This window comes from Arthrobacter sp. B2060, assembly GCF_059090445.1.
Genome location: NZ_JBNHFR010000002.1, coordinates 405,761 through 424,427 on the forward strand (window position 1 = coordinate 405,761; position 18,667 = coordinate 424,427).

16 protein-coding genes are annotated in these 18,667 nt (G+C 66.7%); 13 read left to right on the top strand and 3 right to left on the bottom strand.

Translation table 11 applies throughout. From position 1 onward, the window contains the following. Positions 1 to 44: 44 nt before the first annotated feature. A complete protein-coding gene (locus AC5RUM_RS06660; protein ID WP_494034190.1) occupies positions 45 to 1,151 on the bottom strand; it encodes a fatty acid desaturase family protein in 1,107 nt (368 codons plus the stop codon). Between the two features lie 235 nt (positions 1,152 to 1,386). Between AC5RUM_RS06660 and argC the strand changes: the two genes are divergently transcribed. The 9 genes from argC (at position 1,387) to AC5RUM_RS06705 (ending at position 10,985) form a co-directional block, all read left to right on the top strand. Next, entirely contained in the window at positions 1,387 to 2,418 is a 1,032-nt protein-coding gene (argC, locus tag AC5RUM_RS06665) for an N-acetyl-gamma-glutamyl-phosphate reductase (protein ID WP_494034191.1), read from the top strand. After that, positions 2,415 to 3,581: a bifunctional glutamate N-acetyltransferase/amino-acid acetyltransferase ArgJ gene (gene argJ, locus AC5RUM_RS06670; RefSeq protein ID WP_494034192.1), complete on the top strand. Its 1,167-nt coding sequence runs from the start codon at positions 2,415 to 2,417 to the stop codon at positions 3,579 to 3,581. Before argC ends, argJ begins: the two co-directional genes overlap by 4 nt. 30 nt (positions 3,582 to 3,611) lie before the next feature. After that, the gene (argB, locus tag AC5RUM_RS06675; protein WP_400577734.1) at positions 3,612 to 4,568 is read left to right on the top strand and encodes an acetylglutamate kinase; all 957 of its coding nucleotides are present in this window, start codon (positions 3,612 to 3,614) and stop codon (positions 4,566 to 4,568) included. Then, positions 4,565 to 5,827, top strand: coding sequence for an acetylornithine transaminase (locus AC5RUM_RS06680; protein ID WP_494034193.1), 1,263 nt, complete (start codon positions 4,565 to 4,567; stop codon positions 5,825 to 5,827). Before argB ends, AC5RUM_RS06680 begins: the two co-directional genes overlap by 4 nt. Positions 5,828 to 5,850: 23 nt before the next feature. After that, on the top strand, positions 5,851 to 6,831 hold the full coding sequence (gene argF, locus AC5RUM_RS06685) for an ornithine carbamoyltransferase (protein ID WP_494034226.1): 981 nt from the start codon (positions 5,851 to 5,853) through the stop codon (positions 6,829 to 6,831). Beyond that, positions 6,832 to 7,362, top strand: coding sequence for an arginine repressor (locus AC5RUM_RS06690; RefSeq protein WP_400577731.1), 531 nt, complete (start codon positions 6,832 to 6,834; stop codon positions 7,360 to 7,362). 136 nt (positions 7,363 to 7,498) lie between these two features. Then, positions 7,499 to 8,704: an argininosuccinate synthase gene (locus AC5RUM_RS06695; RefSeq protein ID WP_400577730.1), complete on the top strand. Its 1,206-nt coding sequence runs from the start codon at positions 7,499 to 7,501 to the stop codon at positions 8,702 to 8,704. Continuing rightward, positions 8,705 to 10,120 carry an argininosuccinate lyase gene (argH, locus tag AC5RUM_RS06700; RefSeq protein WP_494034194.1) on the top strand — a complete coding sequence of 472 codons (1,416 nt, stop codon included), beginning with the start codon at positions 8,705 to 8,707 and terminating at the stop codon, positions 10,118 to 10,120. A 97-nt stretch (positions 10,121 to 10,217) separates the two neighbouring features. Continuing rightward, on the top strand, positions 10,218 to 10,985 hold the full coding sequence (locus tag AC5RUM_RS06705) for a maleylpyruvate isomerase family mycothiol-dependent enzyme (protein ID WP_494034195.1): 768 nt from the start codon (positions 10,218 to 10,220) through the stop codon (positions 10,983 to 10,985). A gap of 6 nt (positions 10,986 to 10,991) precedes the next feature. Here the strand turns inward: AC5RUM_RS06705 and AC5RUM_RS06710 are convergent, their stop codons facing one another. Next, positions 10,992 to 11,501 (bottom strand): methylated-DNA--[protein]-cysteine S-methyltransferase, encoded by a 510-nt coding sequence (locus tag AC5RUM_RS06710; protein ID WP_494034227.1) that lies wholly within the window; start codon positions 11,499 to 11,501, stop codon positions 10,992 to 10,994. A 38-nt stretch (positions 11,502 to 11,539) separates the two neighbouring features. Next, positions 11,540 to 13,120 (bottom strand): DNA-3-methyladenine glycosylase 2 family protein, encoded by a 1,581-nt coding sequence (locus AC5RUM_RS06715; protein WP_494034196.1) that lies wholly within the window; start codon positions 13,118 to 13,120, stop codon positions 11,540 to 11,542. 198 nt (positions 13,121 to 13,318) lie between these two features. Between AC5RUM_RS06715 and AC5RUM_RS06720 the strand changes: the two genes are divergently transcribed. From AC5RUM_RS06720 to tyrS, 4 genes are all read left to right on the top strand, one after another. After that, on the top strand, positions 13,319 to 13,969 hold the full coding sequence (locus AC5RUM_RS06720) for a DNA-3-methyladenine glycosylase (RefSeq protein ID WP_494034197.1): 651 nt from the start codon (positions 13,319 to 13,321) through the stop codon (positions 13,967 to 13,969). Further along, positions 13,966 to 14,523 carry an adenine phosphoribosyltransferase gene (locus AC5RUM_RS06725; protein ID WP_494034198.1) on the top strand — a complete coding sequence of 186 codons (558 nt, stop codon included), beginning with the start codon at positions 13,966 to 13,968 and terminating at the stop codon, positions 14,521 to 14,523. Before AC5RUM_RS06720 ends, AC5RUM_RS06725 begins: the two co-directional genes overlap by 4 nt. Before the next feature lie 112 nt (positions 14,524 to 14,635). After that, entirely contained in the window at positions 14,636 to 16,864 is a 2,229-nt protein-coding gene (locus tag AC5RUM_RS06730; protein WP_494034199.1) for a HelD family protein, read from the top strand. A gap of 72 nt (positions 16,865 to 16,936) precedes the next feature. Then, complete coding sequence (tyrS, locus tag AC5RUM_RS06735; RefSeq protein WP_494034200.1) at positions 16,937 to 18,250, top strand: tyrosine--tRNA ligase; 1,314 nt, start codon at positions 16,937 to 16,939, stop codon at positions 18,248 to 18,250. The last annotated feature ends 417 nt before the right edge of the window (positions 18,251 to 18,667 follow it).

Here is an 18,667-nt window from a genome sequence, read left to right on the forward strand (position 1 = left end):
CTAGTCACCCTTCTCGCCGCTGCGTTGGCTGTGCTGCCTGTGCGTCAGTAGCGGCGGGTGACCGTCGCCATGGGGCATTCGAAGTGGCGCCCGGCGGAGAGGCCGACGTCGTTGAGGTAGCGGACGATGATGCCGTAGGAGGCCGTGAGCGTTGTCTCGGTGAAGGGGATGCCGTGGGTGTCGCAGTACTGGCGCACGATCGCCGTCGCCTTATGCAGCTGGGGACGCGCCATGTCGGGGAACAGGTGGTGCTCCACCTGGCGGTTAAGGCCGCCGAGCAGGATGTCCATGAAACGGCCACCTGAGATGTTGCGGGAGGTAAGGACCTGCCGGCTCAGGAAGTCCACCCGGCTGTCTGCCGGAAGGACCGGCATACCTTTGTGGTTGGGCGCGAAGGAGGCACCCATGTAGAAGCCGAAGACGGCGAGCTGCACGCCGATGAAGGCAAAGGCCATGCCAAGCGGCAGGAACGAGAAGGCAAGGACCGGAAGGATGCTGAGCCGCGCCAGCAGGATCGGCAGTTCCACCCAGCGGTGGGTGACTTTGGCGCGCTGGAAGATGAAGCGGACTGAATCGATCTGCAGGCCCAGGCCCACGAGGAACAGCAGCGGAAAGAAGAACCAGCCCTGTTTGCGCGTGAGGAAGGACAGCCGTCCCTGCCGTTCCGCCGCGGCTTCGGTGTGGAAAACGATGGCGCCGGGAGCGATGTCCGGGTCCTTGGAGATGACGTTCGGGTGGTTGTGGTGGGCGCCGTGTTTCTGGGCCCACCAGGAATAGCTGATGCCCGCCACGGAGGTGGCAATCAGCCGCGCCGACCAGTCGTTGGCCCGCCGGGAGGCGAAAATCTGGCGGTGGCCCGCTTCGTGGGCCAGGAAGCTCAGCTGGGTGCAGATGATGCCCAGCGCTGCGGCGATCAGCAGCTGGAACCAGCTTTGCCCGATCAGCGCGAAGCCGAACCAGGTGGCCGTCATCAGGACGACCAGGCTGGAGAAAACGGTGATGTAGAAGCCCTGGCGCCGTTCCAGGAGACCTGCCGCACGCACGGACTTGAGCAGCTCGGAATAGCTCTGGGTTACGGCGTTGGCCTGGCGCACCCTGCTGGGCTTGGTGATCTGCGGCTGCGGACGCTCGGACGTGATGGTGGGCGTCATGAAGGGTATGCCTCGTAACTGTTTACGGGCAACGCTGTAGCCGACATTCGGCCGCGCGGACTGGATCACCCTCCGCCAAGCATACGCTCCCGCACCTCGTGTGCCGTGTCCCGCGCACGGTTCTGCGCCGAGTTCTGCGCCGTCGCGCGGCCTGGTCGGGCGGTTCTGCAGGAGCGCAGGAGATCGATGCATAAATATCGGGATCTATGCATACTCTTGCTGTATAGTCGTTGGCATGACTATTTCTGTTGCCGTCTCCGGCGCGAGCGGTTATGCCGGCGGCGAAGTGCTCCGCCTTCTGTCCGGTCACCCTGACGTCACCATCGGTGCCATCACGGCGCACAGCAACGCCGGTTCCAGACTAGGCGAACTGCAGCCGCATCTCCATGGCTTGTCCAGCCGCATTCTTGAGGACACGACAGTGGAGAACCTGTCCGGGCACGACGTCGTATTCCTCGCCCTGCCGCACGGGGCGTCCGCTGAGATCGCTGCGCAACTGCCTGAAGGCACGGTAGTGATTGACGCCGGAGCAGATCACCGCCTGGAGGACGCTGCTGCGTGGGAAAAGTTCTACGGCTCCGCGCACGCCGGAACCTGGCCCTACGGCCTGCCAGAGCTGCCGGGGCAGCGGGAGAAGCTGAAGGGTGCCACGCGGATCGCCGTCCCGGGCTGCTACCCGACGTCGGCCCTGCTGGCACTCACGCCCGGTTTCGCCGCCGGGCTGCTCCAGGGGGACGACGTCGTTATCGTCGCCGCCTCGGGCACGTCGGGGGCCGGCAAGGCCGCCAAGGTCAACCTGATCGGCGCCGAGGTCATGGGATCCATGAGCACTTACGGAGTCGGCGGCGGCCACCGCCATACTCCGGAAATCGAGCAGGGACTGTCCAACGCCGGGGGAGAGGCCGTGACAGTGTCCTTCACGCCCACGCTGGCACCTATGAGCCGGGGCATCCTGACCACCGCCACCGCCAGGGTCAAGCCCGGCGTCGGGGCCGATGAGCTCCGCAGCGCGTGGACCGAGGCGTACGACGATGAGCCGTTCGTCCACCTGCTTCCGGAAGGCCAGTGGCCCTCCACAAAATCCGTGCAGGGGTCCAACCACGCGGCCATGCAGCTCGCCTTCGATGCGCACGCCGGACGTGTCATCGTCACCTGTGCCATCGACAACCTGACCAAGGGAACCGCGGGCGGCGCCGTGCAGTCCATGAACATTGCCCTCGGCCTGGCGGAAACCGCCGGCCTTAACCTGCAGGGAGTTGCCCCGTGACCGTTACCGTGCCCCAGGGATTCCGCGCAGCCGGCGTCAAGGCAGGCCTCAAGGCCTCCGGAAACCCGGACCTTGCCCTTGTAGTCAACGACGGCCCCTCCAAGGCGGCGGCAGCCGTTTTCACGTCGAACCGCGTGGCCGCCGCGCCCGTCCACTGGTCGCGCCAGGTGGTGTCTGATGGCCGCGTGGACGCCGTCATCCTGAACTCGGGCGGAGCCAACGCCTGCACCGGGCCGCAGGGCTTCCAGAACACGCACACCACGGCCGAGAAAACGGCCGAGGTCCTCGGTATTTCCGCCACCGACGTTTTTGTCTGCTCCACCGGCCTGATCGGCGAGCAGTTGCCCATGGACAAGATCGTCCCTGGGATCGACGCCGCTGCCGCCGCCCTCAGTGAGGACGGCGGTGCGGAGGCCGCAGCGGCCATCATGACCACGGACACGGTGCCCAAGCAGGCAGTCTTCACCGGAGCGGACGCGGAAGGCACAGTGTTCACCATCGGCGGCATCGCCAAGGGTGCCGGCATGCTCGCGCCCGGGCTGGCCACCATGCTGGTGGTCCTCACCACGGATGCCGACGTCCCGGCCGAAATGCTCGACCTCGTCCTCCGCGATGCCACCCGTGTCACCTTTGACCGGGCGGACTCCGACGGCTGCATGTCCACCAACGACACCGTGGTGCTGCTGGCGTCGGGGGCCTCCGGTGCCGTGCCGTCCCCCGCGGCGTTCGGCGAAGGGCTCACCCAAGTGTGCGCCGAACTCGCCCGCAAGCTGATCGGTGACGCCGAGGGCGCCAGCCACGACATTGCCATCCGGACGTTCAATGCCGCCAGCGAACGCGATGCCGAAACCGTCAGCCGGGCCGTGGCCCGGTCCAATCTCTTCAAGGCGGCCATCTTCGGCAAGGACCCGAACTGGGGCCGTGTCCTGTCCGCCGTCGGAACTACGGACGCCGTCTTTGACCCCGACGCCCTGAACGTCTCCATGAACGGCATCCAGATCTGCCAGAACGGCAGCATCGGCCAGGACCGCAAGCTCGTGGACCTCGAACCGCGCGAAGTGCACGTGGAGATCGACCTGCAGGCCGGCAGCGCCGAAGCCACCATCTGGACCAACGACCTCACCCACGACTACGTGCACGAGAACAGCGCGTACTCAAGCTAGATCCACCAGCCCTCCTGGAGAAACGGCAGCATGAACACCAAGACCCGCGAGACCACGTCCATGCGTGACGCCCAAGGCAAGGCCGGCACGCTGATCGAAGCACTGCCTTGGATCCAGCGCTTTGCCGGAACCACCATGGTGATCAAATACGGCGGCAACGCCATGGTCAACGACGAGCTGCGCCGCGCCTTCGCCGAAGACGTCGTCTTCCTGCACCACGTGGGCATCCACCCTGTCGTGGTGCACGGCGGCGGCCCGCAGATCAACGCCATGCTGAGCCGGCTGGGCATCGAGTCCGAGTTCAAGGGCGGCCTGCGCGTTACCACCCCCGAGGCGATGGATGTGGTGCGCATGGTCCTCACAGGCCAGGTGGGCCGCGAACTCGTGGGCCTCATCAACTCCCACGGCCCTTACGCCGTGGGCATGTCCGGTGAAGACGGCGGCCTGCTGCGCGCGGTCCGCACGGGAACCGTGGTGGACGGCGAAGAGGTGGACCTTGGCCTGGTGGGCGAAGTGGTGGGCGTCAACCCCGAAGGCATCGTGGACATCCTCGCCGCGGGCCGCATTCCGGTGATCTCCACGGTTGCCCCGGAAATTACCCGGGACGGCACGGCAGACGGAGGACAGCGCGGCCAGACAACCGGGCAGGTCCTGAACGTCAACGCGGATACCGCGGCAGCCGCGCTGGCCGAAGCGCTTGGCGCCTCCAAACTGGTCATCCTGACCGACGTCGAAGGCCTTTTCGCGAACTGGCCGGACCGCTCGTCGCTGATTTCGTCGCTCACGGCGTCGGAACTCCGCGACCTGCTGCCCTCGCTGGAATCCGGCATGATCCCCAAGATGGAGGCCTGCCTGAAGGCCGTCGAGGGCGGCGTGGAACGGGCGCACATCGTGGACGGGCGCCTCGCGCACTCCATGCTGCTGGAGACATTTACGACGGCGGGGATCGGCACGCAGGTGGTCCCGGACGAGGAGACGAACGCATGAACCCCACAGAAGCTGAACTCGCGGAAACGCCCGCTGACGCCATAGCCGGGCACTCCAGCGGAGCCGACTGGCTGGCCCGCTACTCGTCCTCGCTGATGGGAGTGTTCGGCACTCCGCAGCGAGTCCTGGTCCGCGGGGCAGGCTGCCTCGTCTGGGATGCTGACGGCAAGGAGTACCTGGACCTGCTCGGCGGCATCGCTGTCAACGCCCTGGGACACGCCCATCCGTTCGTGACCTCGGTGATAGCCAGCCAGCTGGCCACGCTGGGGCATGTCTCCAACTTTTTCACCAGCCCCACACAGATCGCACTGGCCGAGAAACTCCTCGCGCTGAGCAAGGCGCCGGCCGGCTCGAAGGTGTTCTTCACCAATTCCGGAACCGAGGCCAACGAGGCCGCGTTCAAGCTGGCACGCCGGAATTCCGCCGCCTCCGGCGGCAAGCCCAGGACCCGGATCATCGCGCTCGAGGGTGCCTTCCACGGCCGGACCATGGGCGCGCTGGCCCTGACAGCGAACGAAGCCTACAGGGCACCCTTCGAGCCGATGCCCGGCGGTGTGGAGCACATCCCATTCGGCGATATCGAAGCGCTCCGCGACGCCGTGGACGACACCGTGGCCGCGGTCTTCCTGGAACCCATCCAGGGCGAGGCCGGAGTCCGGCCCCTTCCGGCCGGGTACCTGAAAGCCGCACGCGAGTTCACGTCACAGGCAGGGGCCCTGCTGATCCTGGACGAGGTCCAGACAGGCATCGGCCGCACCGGAAAGTGGCTCGCGAGCGAGGACGCCGGAATTGTTCCCGACGCCGTCACCCTGGCCAAGGGACTCGGCGGCGGCTTCCCGATCGGAGCGCTCCTCACCTTCGGCGAGGAAACGTCGTCGCTCCTGTCCGCCGGCCAGCACGGCACCACGTTTGGCGGAAACCCCGTGGCCACGGCTGCGGCCCTGGCCACCCTGCACGCCATCGAAAGCCAGCAGGTCCTGGTCAACGTCCGGGCGGTAGGGGAGCACATCCGCACCGCCCTGGCCGCCGTCGACGGTGTCACGGAGGTCCGCGGGGAGGGGCTGCTGATCGGCTTCGACCTGGATGCGGACGTGGCGCCCGCTGCCGTGACTGCCGGCCTCGACGCCGGATTCATCATCAACAGCCCGGGCCCGCGCACCATCAGGCTCGCCCCGCCCCTGATCCTTACGGAGGAGCAGGCGGACCGTTTCCTGGCCGCCCTTCCCGTCATCCTGCAAACCGCAAAGGACGCACAGTGACTTCAGAAGCTACTCCCAAAGCCATGACCCGCCACTTCCTCAAGGACACCGACCTCAGTCCGGCCGAGCAGGCCGAGGTCCTCGAGCTGGCCGTCCGCATGAAGGCGGAGCCCTACAGCGTCCAGCCGTTCGCAGGGGAAGGCAGCGGCCGTAAGACGGTCGCCGTCATCTTCGACAAGACGTCCACCCGTACCCGGGTCTCGTTCGCCGCCGGCGTGGCGGATATGGGCGGCAACGCCCTGATCATCAACCCGGGTGAGGCACAGATCGGCCACAAGGAATCCGTGGAGGACACGGCCAAGGTGCTTGAGCGCATGGTCTCCACCATCGTGTGGCGCACGGGCGCCCACTCGGGTCTCGTCGCCATGGCGGAAAACTCCAAGGTCCCGGTCATCAATGCGCTGTGCGATGACTACCACCCCTGCCAGCTGCTGGCTGACCTGCTGGCCGTCAAGGAACACAAGGGCGAACTCAAGGGGCTCACCATGGCCTACCTCGGGGACGCGGCCAACAACATGGCCAACTCCTACCTCCTGGCCGGCGTCACCGCGGGGATGCACGTGCGCATCGCCGGTCCTGACGGCTACCTGCCGGCGGCGGACATTGTCGCGGCAGCGGAAGAGCGGGCAGCAGAGACGGGCGGCTCCGTGCTCGTCACCACGGACGCCGCGGAAGCGCTCAAGGGCGCCGACGTCGTCGCCACCGACACGTGGGTTTCGATGGGGCAGGAGGCCGAAAAGGAGGCCCGGCTTCAGCTGTTCCGCGAGTACTCCGTCGACGAGGCCGCCATGGCACTGGCGGCGGAAGACGCCGTCGTACTCCACTGCCTTCCTGCCTACCGCGGCTACGAGATCTCGGCGGCCGTCATCGACGGCCCGCAGTCGATTGTCTGGGATGAGGCGGAAAACCGCCTGCACGCCCAGAAGGCGCTGATGGCCTGGCTCATGCACCGGTCCGGACTGGCCGTTGTTGACGGACTGCCGCCGGTGGCAGGGCAGGCCTAGTTGTCTGTCCAGCCACCTGCGCCGGGCGCGAGCCCGGCCACCAAGACGGCCCGGCAGGCGCGGATCACCGCGATCCTGACGGGCGAGTCGGTGCGGTCCCAGGCGGAGCTTGCAGCCCTGCTCGCGGACGACGGCGTGCAGGTCACCCAGGCCACACTGTCCCGTGACCTCGTGGAGCTCGGAGCTGTCAGGGTCCGCGGGAAGGAAGGCGTGCTGGTCTACGCTGTCCCCGGCGAGGGCGGCGAACGGGCAGCGAAGAGCGGGGTCAGCCAGGAAATCCTCGACGCGCGACTCGCCCGGCTGTGCGGCGAACTCCTGGTCACTGCCGAGGCGTCCGCCAACATCGCCGTGCTCCGCACGCCCCCCGGGGCGGCGAACTTCCTGGCCCTGGCGATAGACCATTCGGTCATGCCGTCCGTCCTCGGCACCATCGCCGGAGACGACACCGTGCTGCTGGTCGCCCGCGATCCGCAGGGCGGACCGGAACTCGCCGCGCGGTTTTTGCAGCTCGCGGAGGAAGCCGGCCAGTAGGCCGGGACAGTACCATTCAAGAATTTGGCCGCTTTCAAAAATTGGGCCGCTTTCAGGAATTTGGCTTGGCACAGCGGTGTGACAGGCTTTTCACCAGACAAACAAAGTTCAACCAACCAACTAAGGAGCATTTGACGTGACTGAACGTATTGTTCTGGCTTACTCCGGTGGCCTCGATACTTCCGTAGCCATCGGCTGGATCGGTGAAGCCACCGGCGCCGAGGTCATCGCCGTGGCGGTCGACGTCGGACAGGGCGGCGAATCGCTGGAGACCATCCGCCAGCGCGCCCTGGGCTGCGGCGCCGTGGAGGCCTACGTGGCCGACGCAAGCGACGAATTCGCCAACGAATACGCCATGCCCACCCTGAAGGCCAACGCGCTCTACCAAGGCCACTACCCGCTGGTGTCCGCCATTTCCCGCCCCGTGATCGTCAAGCACCTCGTCAAGGCCGCCCGCGAATTCGGCGCCACCACCGTGGCCCACGGCTGCACCGGCAAGGGCAATGACCAGGTCCGCTTCGAAGTGGGCATCCAGACCCTCGGCCCGGACCTGAAGTGCATCGCTCCGGTCCGCGACCTCGCCCTGACCCGCGACAAGGCCATCGCCTTCGCCGAGGAAAAGGGACTGCCGATCGAGACCACCAAGAAGAACCCGTACTCCATCGACCAGAACGTCTGGGGACGCGCCGTCGAGACCGGTTACCTCGAGGACATCTGGAACGCCCCCACCAAGGACATCTACGACTACACCGCCACCCCGGAGTTCCCGCCGGCGCCGGATGAAGTCACCATCTCCTTCGAAGCCGGCATTCCGGTAGCCATCGACGGCGCCAAGGTCACCCCGCTGCAGGCCATCAAGGAACTCAACCGCCGCGCCGGCGCCCAGGGCGTGGGCCGCATCGACGTCGTCGAGGACCGCCTCGTGGGCATCAAGTCCCGCGAAATCTACGAAGCTCCGGGCGCGATGGCGCTGATCACCGCGCACAAGCACCTCGAGGACATCACCATCGAGCGCGAGCAGGCCCGGTTCAAGGCCACCGTTGGCCAGCGCTGGGCGGAACTGGTCTACGACGGCCAGTGGTTCTCGCCGCTCAAGCGCTCCCTGGACGCTTTCATTGAAGACACCCAGAAGTACGTCTCCGGCGACATCCGCATGGTGCTGCACGGCGGCCAGGCAATCGTCAACGGACGCCGCTCCGAGACCTCGCTGTACGACTTCGACCTCGCCACGTACGACACCGGAGACACTTTCGACCAGTCAATGGCGCGCGGCTTCATCGAGCTGTGGGGCATGTCCGCCAAGGTTGCCTCCGGCCGCGACATCCGCGTCGCGGGGCAGTAAATGGCGTCCGCTACAAACGAGGGAGCACTGTGGGGCGGCCGGTTCGCCGGCGGCCCCGCGGACGCCCTGGCGGCGCTGAGCAAGTCCACGCACTTTGACTGGCGGCTGGCCCGCTACGACATCGCCGGCTCCACCGCCCACGCCCGCGTGCTGCACAAGGCCGGGCTGCTGGACGACGCCGAGCTCGAGGGCATGCTGACGGCCCTCAAGCAGCTGGACGAGGACGTTGCCTCCGGCGCCTACCTGCCGGCGGAATCCGATGAGGACGTGCACGGATCGCTGGAACGCGGGCTGATCGAGCGCGCCGGCACGCAGCTGGGCGGCAAGCTCCGCGCCGGACGTTCGCGCAACGACCAAGTGGCCACGCTCGGCCGCATGTTCCTGCGCGACCACGCCCGGATCATCGCCCGCGGAGTGCTGGCCACCATCGACGCGCTCGTGGAGCAGGCCAAGGCCCACCCCGGCGTGGCCATGCCCGGCCGCACCCACCTGCAGCACGCCCAGCCCGTACTGCTGAGCCATCACCTGCTGGCCCACGCCTGGGCGATGCTGCGCGATGTGCAGCGGCTGCAGGACTGGGACAAGCGCGCCGGCGTCTCGCCTTACGGTTCCGGCGCCCTCGCCGGCTCCTCACTGGGCCTCGACCCGGAGGCCGTCGCGGCCGACCTCGGGTTCTTCTCGGCAGTCCACAACTCGATCGACGGCACCGCTTCTCGCGACGTCTTCGCCGAGTTCGCCTGGGTATGCTCCATGATCGGGGTGGACCTGTCCCGCGTCTCGGAGGAAGTGATTCTGTGGGCCACGAAGGAGTTCTCCTTCGTCACGCTGCACGACTCCTACTCCACCGGATCGTCCATCATGCCACAGAAGAAAAACCCGGATGTGGCGGAACTTGCGCGCGGCAAGGCCGGGCGACTGATCGGCAACCTGACCGGCCTGCTTGCCACGTTGAAGGGTCTGCCGCTGGCGTACAACCGCGACCTGCAGGAGGACAAGGAACCGGTGTTCGACGCCGCGGACACGCTGGAGCTCCTGCTGCCGGCGGTCTCGGGCATGATCGCCACCCTGAAGTTCAACAGCGAGCGGATGGAATCGCTGGCGCCGCAGGGCTTCGCGCTGGCCACGGACATCGCCGAGTGGCTGGTCCGCCAGGGCGTTCCGTTCCGTGAGGCGCACGAACTCTCGGGTGCCGCTGTCAAACAGGCCGAAAGCCGCGACGTCGAGCTCTGGGACCTGACGGATGAGGAGTACGCTGCAATTTCCACGCACCTGACGCCCGAGGTCCGCACGGTCCTCAGCACGGAGGGTTCGCTGAACAGCCGCAACTCCCAGGGCGGCACCGCGCCGGCCGCCGTCGAACGCCAGCTGGCTGCGCTGGAAGCGGAGCTTGCCGGCGTACGCGAGTACGCGGGGTAATTTGCTCCCCGAGATGGCACTTCGCGGCAGTGTTTTCACACAACACTGCCGTGAAGTGCCATCTCGCTGCATTTAACGGCTCCGCTACGATTGCGGGATGAGCGCAATCACACCTGACACGGTGCTTACGGAACTGCATAAAGCGGCCGACGCCGTCGCCTCCCAGGCGGCAGGCCTCACCGCCAGTGACGTCCCGGCGCCTTCTGAACTGCCCGGCTGGACGCGGGGACATGTCCTGGCCCATATCGCCGGCATCGCCAACGCAATGGCCCGGCAGCTCGAATATGCCTCCCGCGGGGAGTCCGTGGAGCTGTATGACGGTGGCTACGAAGGCCGCACCAAAGCCATCGAGATGTCTGCCGGCCACAGCCTGGACGAGCACCGTGCGGACCTGGATGCCGCCCTGGACCGTGTGCTGCGTGCATTTGACGCCCTGGATGCGGCCGGCTGGCAGGTGCCCATCTCGTACCGCGGGGGAGTAGTGCTCGACGGCGGCCTCGCCCTCTGGCGCGAACTCGTCATCCACGGCTCTGATCTCGGCACGGGACGCGGGCCGGAAACCTGGAGCAGGCAATTCTGCCGGCACCTGTTCGACTTTCTGTCCGCCCGGGTGCCGGACGGGCAAAGGTTCCTGCTCCAGCCGCTGGGCCTGCCTCCGGTGACGATCGGGACCGGCGGGCGGTCCACAGTCATCAGCGGGATGGTCACGGATATCGCCGCCTGGCTCGCGGGACGTGAACCGTCCCTCGGCAGCCTGCGGGCCTCCGCAGCGGCCGACGATGTTGACCTGCCGGAGCTGCTTCCGTGGCCGTCCGGCGTGCCCCAGGGCAACGTGCCCCAGACCAACGCGCCCGGGACCAAGTAGGCGCCGTCAGCCCGCCCTCAAGGCGTCTTTTTCGCGGGCCAGCAGGCTTTCCTTGATCCGCAGCCCCCACCGGAAACCACCCAGCGTGCCGTCCGTGCGGACCACGCGGTGGCACGGCACGAACAACGCCGCGGCGTTAAAGGCGCAGGCGCTGGCTGCGGCGCGCACCGCCTTGGCGTTGCCGGACAGCTCCGCATACTCCGTGTAGGTTACTGGTGCTCCGGGTCGGACAGTCCTCAGGACATCCCAGGCGTGGGCCCGGAACGGACCCGACTTCTGCAGTACGGGCACGCTCATGGCCGGCACCGGGTTGCCGGCATAGAAGGCCTCCACGGCCGCGGAAATGGCACCGAGGCCGTCCACGGTCTCGAAGGCGACCGGCAGCAGCTGCGGATGGATCTGGCCGGTGAGTTCGCCGGCGTCCGCAGTCCAGCCGGAAGCCAGCACCACACCCTCCCGGGCGATGATCGTAAAGGGGCCGTCCGGAGTGGCCATGGTGAGCAGCTGCGCCGTGATGGCCGTGCCCGTGTGCTCAGCGTTCATTTCCTGTGCCTTCATGTCAGTGCCGTTGCGGCGGTGGTTGCGGTGATGGTGGTCTTCGGAGTGCTGGTCCTTGGCGTGCCGGTTTTCAGCGCGCTGGTCCCTGGCGTGCCGGTCTTCGCGGCTGCCGCCGCGGCCCTCCAGAGGTGCATGGTGGCATAGGACCGCCACGGGCTGACCTCGGAGAAGTCGGAGGACAGGGCAGCGGCATGTTCGGCGCCCAGCCCGTCGGACACCCCGTCGGCTGACACCGCCCGGATCCCGTTGCGCACCGCGGCGTCGTTGGCCAGGTAGACGTCCGGGGCGCCGATGACCCGCATCGCCACATATCCCACCGTCCACGGGCCGACACCCGGCAGCGGCAGAAGCTTCGACCGCAGCCCGGGCAGGTCATCCCCGTAGCCCAGTTCCAGTTCACCGGATGCCAGTGAAGCTGCGGCTGCCACCAGTGAGTCTATTCTGCGTTGCGGCCCGCGCAGCAGTTCCCTGGCAGTTGCTGCGATCTGCTCGGGGGTGGGAAACATCCTGTCCAGCCCGTCGCCCGGCACAGCGCTGGGACTGCCCGCAACGGAGAGTTGCGTAAGCGCGGTCCGTGCCGCGGCAACCGTAATCTGCTGGCCGGCCATGGCCCGGATGAGCATTTCCTGCGGATCGAGGGCGCCTGGCATCCGGATGCCCGGTGTGGCGGCCACCCCGCGGGAGAGCCGGGGATCTCCGGCGAGGGCCTCGTCGATCGCCACCGGGTCGGCGTCAAGGTCGAACAGGCGGCGCACCCTGCTCAGCAGGGCCGGAAGATCACGCAGGTCCACCGCAGCGATGGCGAGCACCAGCGGCCGCCCGGGAGCATCAGCTTCGTACTCCACGGTGAACCGGGCGTCGCCGTGCGGAAGCCGCAGGCAGCGGCCGTACGACGTCGGCGTTCCGGCCTCGATCCCCGGGATGGCGCGGACGGCAAGGAAGCTGAAGATCCCAGGGTCGAAGGGCTTCCGGTAGGGCAGGTTCAGGGTGAGCGCCGTGCTGGCCGCCGTCGCCGGATGATGGTGCGCTGTGGCGCGAAGTGCCGTTGGCGTCATGGCGAACACCTCGCCGAGTGTTTCGTTGAACTGGCGCACGCTGCTGAAGCCGGCAGCGAAAGCGATGTCCGCGAGTTTCATGGACGTGGATACCAGGAGCGTGCGGGCAGTCTGTGCCCTGCCGGCGCGTGCCAGCGAGAGCGGACCGGCGCCGAGCTCATGGCTCAGGATTCTGTTCAACTGCCGCGACGAGTATCCCAGGCGTGCGGCCAGCCCTTCCACGCCGTCACGGTTGATCACGCCGTCGTTGATGAGCCGCATGGCACGCCCCGCAACGTCCGAACGGATGTTCCAGGCCGGGGTCCCGGGGACGGCCTCAGGAAGACAGCGCTTGCAGGCACGGTAGCCGGCTTCATGGGCGGCAGCCGACGTTTCATAGAACGTGACGTTCTCCGGCTTCGGCGTCCTCGCCGGGCACGACGGCCGGCAATAGATGCCCGTGGTCCGCACCGCCGTGTAGAACTGCCCGTCGAAACGGGTGTCCCGCGCGTCGATGGCACGGTAGCGCTGCCAGAAGTCCATGACTCCATCCTGTCAGCCGGCAGGAAGCGCGGCTAGCGGAAATCGGACATGGCCGTTCCGCCCGGAGCCGCCGTGCCGGACCAGCCCGGCTTTGAGCGGTCGGCCTGGGCCTCCGGCTGCCACTGCTGCGGAAAGAGCCGCAAAACCGGGCCGGTCCGGCATGCATCCTCACGTGCACCCGTGAGTAAAGTCGGAAGCATGACCACCAGCGGACCCCTGCGGCAGTTCCTGTCCGGCGATGCGAGGGAAATCGCCCCGCTGCTCTTGGGGGCCGTCCTGACCTACACGAGTGCGCAGGGCGCCGTAGCTGTCCGCATCACCGAGCTGGAGGCCTACATGGGCCCCGTGGATTCCCTCCACCCTGACCCCGGCTCCCATACCTACCGCGGCCCCACCCGCAGGAACGCCCCCATGTTTGGTCCGGCCGGCCATCTCTACGTCTATTTCACGTATGGCATGCACCACTGCGCCAACATCGTCTGCGGGCCCGCCGGCCACGCCTCCGCCGTCCTGCTGCGCGCGGGCGAAATAGTTGAGGGCCGGGAACTGGCCCTCGCGCGGCGGCCCACATCGAAATCCGCCAAGGACCTGGCCAGCGGTCCGGCCCGGCTCGCCACAGCACTCGGGCTGACCACGGAGGACAGCGGAAGGGACGTCCTGAGCCCGCCGTTCGGTTTGGCCCTGCCGCCTGCACCCGCCGCGCACGTCAGCACGGGTCCCCGGGTGGGCGTCGCCGGGCACGGCGGCACGCACGACTATCCGTGGCGCTTTTGGCTGACGGGGGACCCCACGGTGTCCCGCTACAAGGCGGCGAAGGCACGCCCGGCTCCGCGTAGGCTGGACGGGTGAATTACAGCGAGCAGACACAGGCCCCGAAATCCGTTCCCGTCGACGAGCTGATCACCGGGCTTTGCGCCACAGTGCCGGACTATCCGACGCCGGGGATCATGTTCAAGGACCTGACTCCGGTCTTCGCCAATGGCCCGGCGCTGCGGTCGGTCGTGGATGCCCTGGTGGAGCCGTTCAAGGGCCAGTTCGACGCCGTGGCCGGCGTAGAGGCGCGCGGATTCCTGCTCGCCGCCGCTGCCGCCTACGCCACGGGCACCGGGGTCATCACCGTGCGGAAGGCGGGCAAGCTGCCCCGCGAGGTGTACTCCGAGGACTACACCCTGGAATACGGATCCTCCACTTTGGAGCTCCACACGACCGACCTGCCGGCCGGCAGCCGAGTGCTGATCCTGGACGATGTCCTGGCCACCGGCGGAACACTGAGTGCCGCGGTCCGGCTCTTCGAACGCTGCGGCGTCCACGTCTCCGGAGTGGGCGTCGTCATGGAACTCGGCGAGCTGCGCGGCCGCGCCGCCCTTGCCGGGCACCGCGTGCGCTCACTGCTGCGTCTCTGACCGCGTTGCGGGGCGCCCGTCAGATAACCTGCTGTATGCAGCTCAACAGCCGCCACGGGTACCGAAATGGTTGTAGAATGGACGGTCTGTCTTTTGCGATAGGGGAACGTTAATGCTCGACGCCGATTTGGCCCACGAACGGGACTATGTAGCCGGCCTATATGCACGGCTTGATGAATTGCGCGAGGAAAAACGCGCCCAGCTTGCACAGGTGCGCCGCGCCGGCGCCGTGGGCACCATGCAGAACGTTTCCGAGCGCGACGCCTTCGCGGCCCTCTACGAGGACCGCCTGGCCCAGCTCGATGCCGTCGACGACCGTTTGGTGTTTGGTCGGCTGGACCTCGACTCCGGAGAGGCGCAGTACATCGGCCGCATCGGTCTGACCACCGATGACTTGCAGCGGCTCATGGTGGACTGGCGTGCGCCCGAAGCAGGGCACTTCTATCAGGCCACGGCCTTCGACCGCCAAGGCGTGCGGCGGCGCAGGCACCTGATCCTCCAGGGGCGCGAGGTCAAGGCCATCGAAGACGACGTCCTGGACGCGGACATGCTGGCGGACAATGATTCACTGCAGGGCGAAGGGGCCCTGCTCGCCGCCCTGAACTCCAAGCGGACCGGCCGGATGTCGGACATTGTCGGCACCATCCAGTCCGAACAGGACCGCATCATCCGCTCGTCCATCTCCGGTGCCCTCGTGGTCCAGGGTGGACCGGGAACGGGTAAGACGGCCGTCGCGCTGCACCGTGCCGCCTACCTGCTCTACACGCACCGGGACAGGCTCAAGACAGCCGGCGTCCTCCTCGTAGGGCCGTCGTCGTCCTTCATGAAGTACATCGAACGGGTGCTGCCGTCGCTTGGCGAGACCGGCGTCGTTATGGCCAGCGTGGGCCGGCTCATGCCGGGCATCAACGCCGTCCCCGAGCCGGAGGCGGATGTTGCCGCCATCAAGGGGCGGCTGGACATGGCGGACGTCATTGCCAACGCCGTGGCCAACCGGCAGCGCATCCCGGCCGAAAACCGCATCCTCGAAGTGGACGGGCGAAAGCTGGTCCTCACCCCGCGGCAGGTCCGCCGCGCCCGCGAGCGGGCACGCTCCACAGGCAAGCCCCACAACGAAGCACGCGTCACGTTCGTCAAGATCCTTCTGCGGGAACTGACGGAGCAGATCACGGAGCTCGTGGAAGCGGGCAACATCGGCAACAACGCAGACCGGTCCTATCTTGCCGAGGACGTCCGCTCAGCACGGGATGTCCGCATTGCACTGAACCTCTGCTGGATGCCGATGACGCCCGAAAAGCTGGTCGGTGAACTGCTGAGCAAGCCGGCCCTGCTGGAAGCCTGCACGCCAAAGCTCACCCCGCGGGAACGTGAGCTTCTGCTCCGCGCCCCTGATGCCCCTTGGACCGAGGCAGACGTGCCCCTCCTCGACGAGGCAGCCGAACTCCTCGGCGAGCTCGATCCCGCTGCGGGCCGCGGACTCGCCCAGCAGGAGCATGACCGTGCCCGCGACCTGGCCAACGCCCGGCAGACGCTCGTCAACATGGAGACGGCAGGCATCGATGCCCTGATGTCCGCCGAGGAACTCGTTGAGCAAAACCAGGAGCGTGAGGCGCGGCTGACGGCGGCCGAGCGGGCCACGAGCGACCGCACTTGGGCGTTTGGCCACATCGTGGTGGACGAGGCGCAGGAACTCTCACCCATGCAGTGGCGCCTGCTCGTCCGGCGCTGCCCGCTGAAGTCCTTCACCATCGTGGGCGACATCGCCCAGACCAGTTCCGTAGCCGGAGCCAAGTCATGGCAGGGTGCCCTCGCACCCTTGTTCGGGGACCGTTGGCAGCTCGAAGAGCTCACGGTGAATTACCGGACGCCGTCGCAGATCGCCGAGTCGGCTGCGCGGATGGCCAATGCCGCCGGGCTCGTCGTGTCCGCACCGAAGGCGGTCCGGGAAGGCCGGTGGTCGCCTATCATTGACCGCGTGGAGCCGGGCAACCTGGTCAGCCGGCTCGTTGAGGTGCTGCCTGAGGAACTGGACGCGATCGACGGCGGCCTGCTTGCGGTGATTGCCGACGGTGACCTTCTGCAAGAGGCGACCTCAGCGTTGCGCGCCATTTACGGCCACCGCCTCGGCACAGGTGCCGGGAGCTACGAACAGGATGTGGTGGTGATCAGCCCGAGGGAGGCCAAGGGGCTCGAATTCGACGGCGTCGTTGTCCTTGAGCCTTCCATGATGCTGAATCACGAACACGGCCGGGTCGGGGACCTCTATGTGGCCATGACCCGGCCCACCCAGCGGCTGCGGCTCATCGCGGCTGCGGGGATTCCCGCCGGCATCGAACGCTGAGCCCGCAGGGATCGGTCCGGGGCACCTGGCACACCAGAGCCCCGGGCCGCTGATCCTGCTAACTTAGAAGGCGTGCCACAACTAAACGACCTCGAATCCCAGCAGAACGATCCCAGCTTCGCCAACATCTGGCAGGAGCTCAAATGGCGCGGCCTCGTCCACGTTTCCACTGATGAGGTGGAACTGGAGAAGCTGCTCGCCGGGGATCCGGTCACGTATTACTGCGGGTTCGACCCCACGGCCCCCAGCCTGCATCTGGGAAACCTGGTCCAGCTCCTCCTCATGAGGCGCCTGCAGCTGGCCGGCCACAAACCACTGGGCCTCGTGGGCGGCTCCACCGGTCTCATCGGTGATCCGCGGCCGACGGCGGAACGCACCCTGAACACGAAGGACACAGTTTCCGAGTGGGTGGGCTACCTGCAGGCTCAGGTCCGCAGGTTCCTCAGCTTTGAGGGCCCCAATGCCGCGCACATGGTCAACAACCTGGACTGGACGGCGCCCCTGAGCGCCATCGACTTCCTGCGCGAGATCGGGAAGCACTACCGGGTGGGCACCATGCTGCGCAAGGACGCTGTTGCCTCACGCCTGAATTCCGAGGAGGGCATCAGCTACACGGAGTTCAGCTACCAGATCCTGCAGGGCATGGACTACCTTCACCTGTACCGCGACTACGGCTGCGTGCTGCAGACCGGCGGGTCGGACCAGTGGGGCAACCTCACCAGCGGCACGGAACTCATCCGCAAGGTGGAGGGAAAAACCGTACACGCACTCGGCACCCCGCTCATCACTAACGCCGACGGCACCAAGTTCGGCAAGAGCGAAGGCAACGCCATCTGGCTGGACTCCTCCATGGTCAGCCCGTACACCTTCTACCAGTTCTGGCTGAACACCGCCGACGCCGATGTTGTCAACCGGCTGAAGGTGTTCACTTTCCTCACCCGGGCCGAGATCGAGGCTTTGGGCGTGTCCATAGCCGAGCGTCCGTTCGCACGTGAAGGCCAGCGGAAGCTTGCCTACGAAGTCACGTCCCTGGTCCATGGGGTCGAGGCCACCGAGAAGGTGATCGCAGCATCGGCCGCGGTGTTCGGCAACGGTGATCTCTCCTTGCTGGACGAGCAGACCCTCGCCGCCGCAACGGCCGAGCTGCCGTCCGCCTCCGTGGACGGGTCGGGCCTTGGGATTATTGACCTGCTCGTCGCCTCCGGACTGTCGGAGAGCAAGTCCGCCGCACGAAGGGTTGTCGGCGAGGGCGGTGCCTACGTGAACAACGGCAAAGTGTCGGATCCGGACGCTGTGATTCCTGCATCCGAACTGCTGCACGGAAAGTACCTGCTGTTGCGCAGGGGCAAAAAGCACCTTGCCACCGTGCAGGTATCGGGCATCTAGCACCAGGAAGCGTTCATTGCACGCTCCTCCGAGGCCGATTTGCACGGCCGCGGGGGAGCGTGTAATGTCTTCTGAGTCGCCGCCGCTGAGTGGTGACAAACCCCCTTCACTGAGAAGCAATTCCTCATGTGCCAAGCACAAAATGAAGAAGCGCTTCCAATAGTGCTGGGCGGATTCGGTTTACGAAGTGAATTTCGGGAAAACAACCCGGATTTGCAAAGTGAATATGAATGAAATAAGCTATAAACATCGCAGCGAAGAAATGCGAAACAAAGTAAATTACAAATTCAATTTGTAAATTGTTTCGAGAAGTATTCGAATGTGTCTGTTGTTTGAGAACTCAATAGTGTGCCAAGTTTGTTGATACCGATTTTTTATGAATTGGTTGATTTGCCGGGCCTGTCCGCCCCTGTGGGT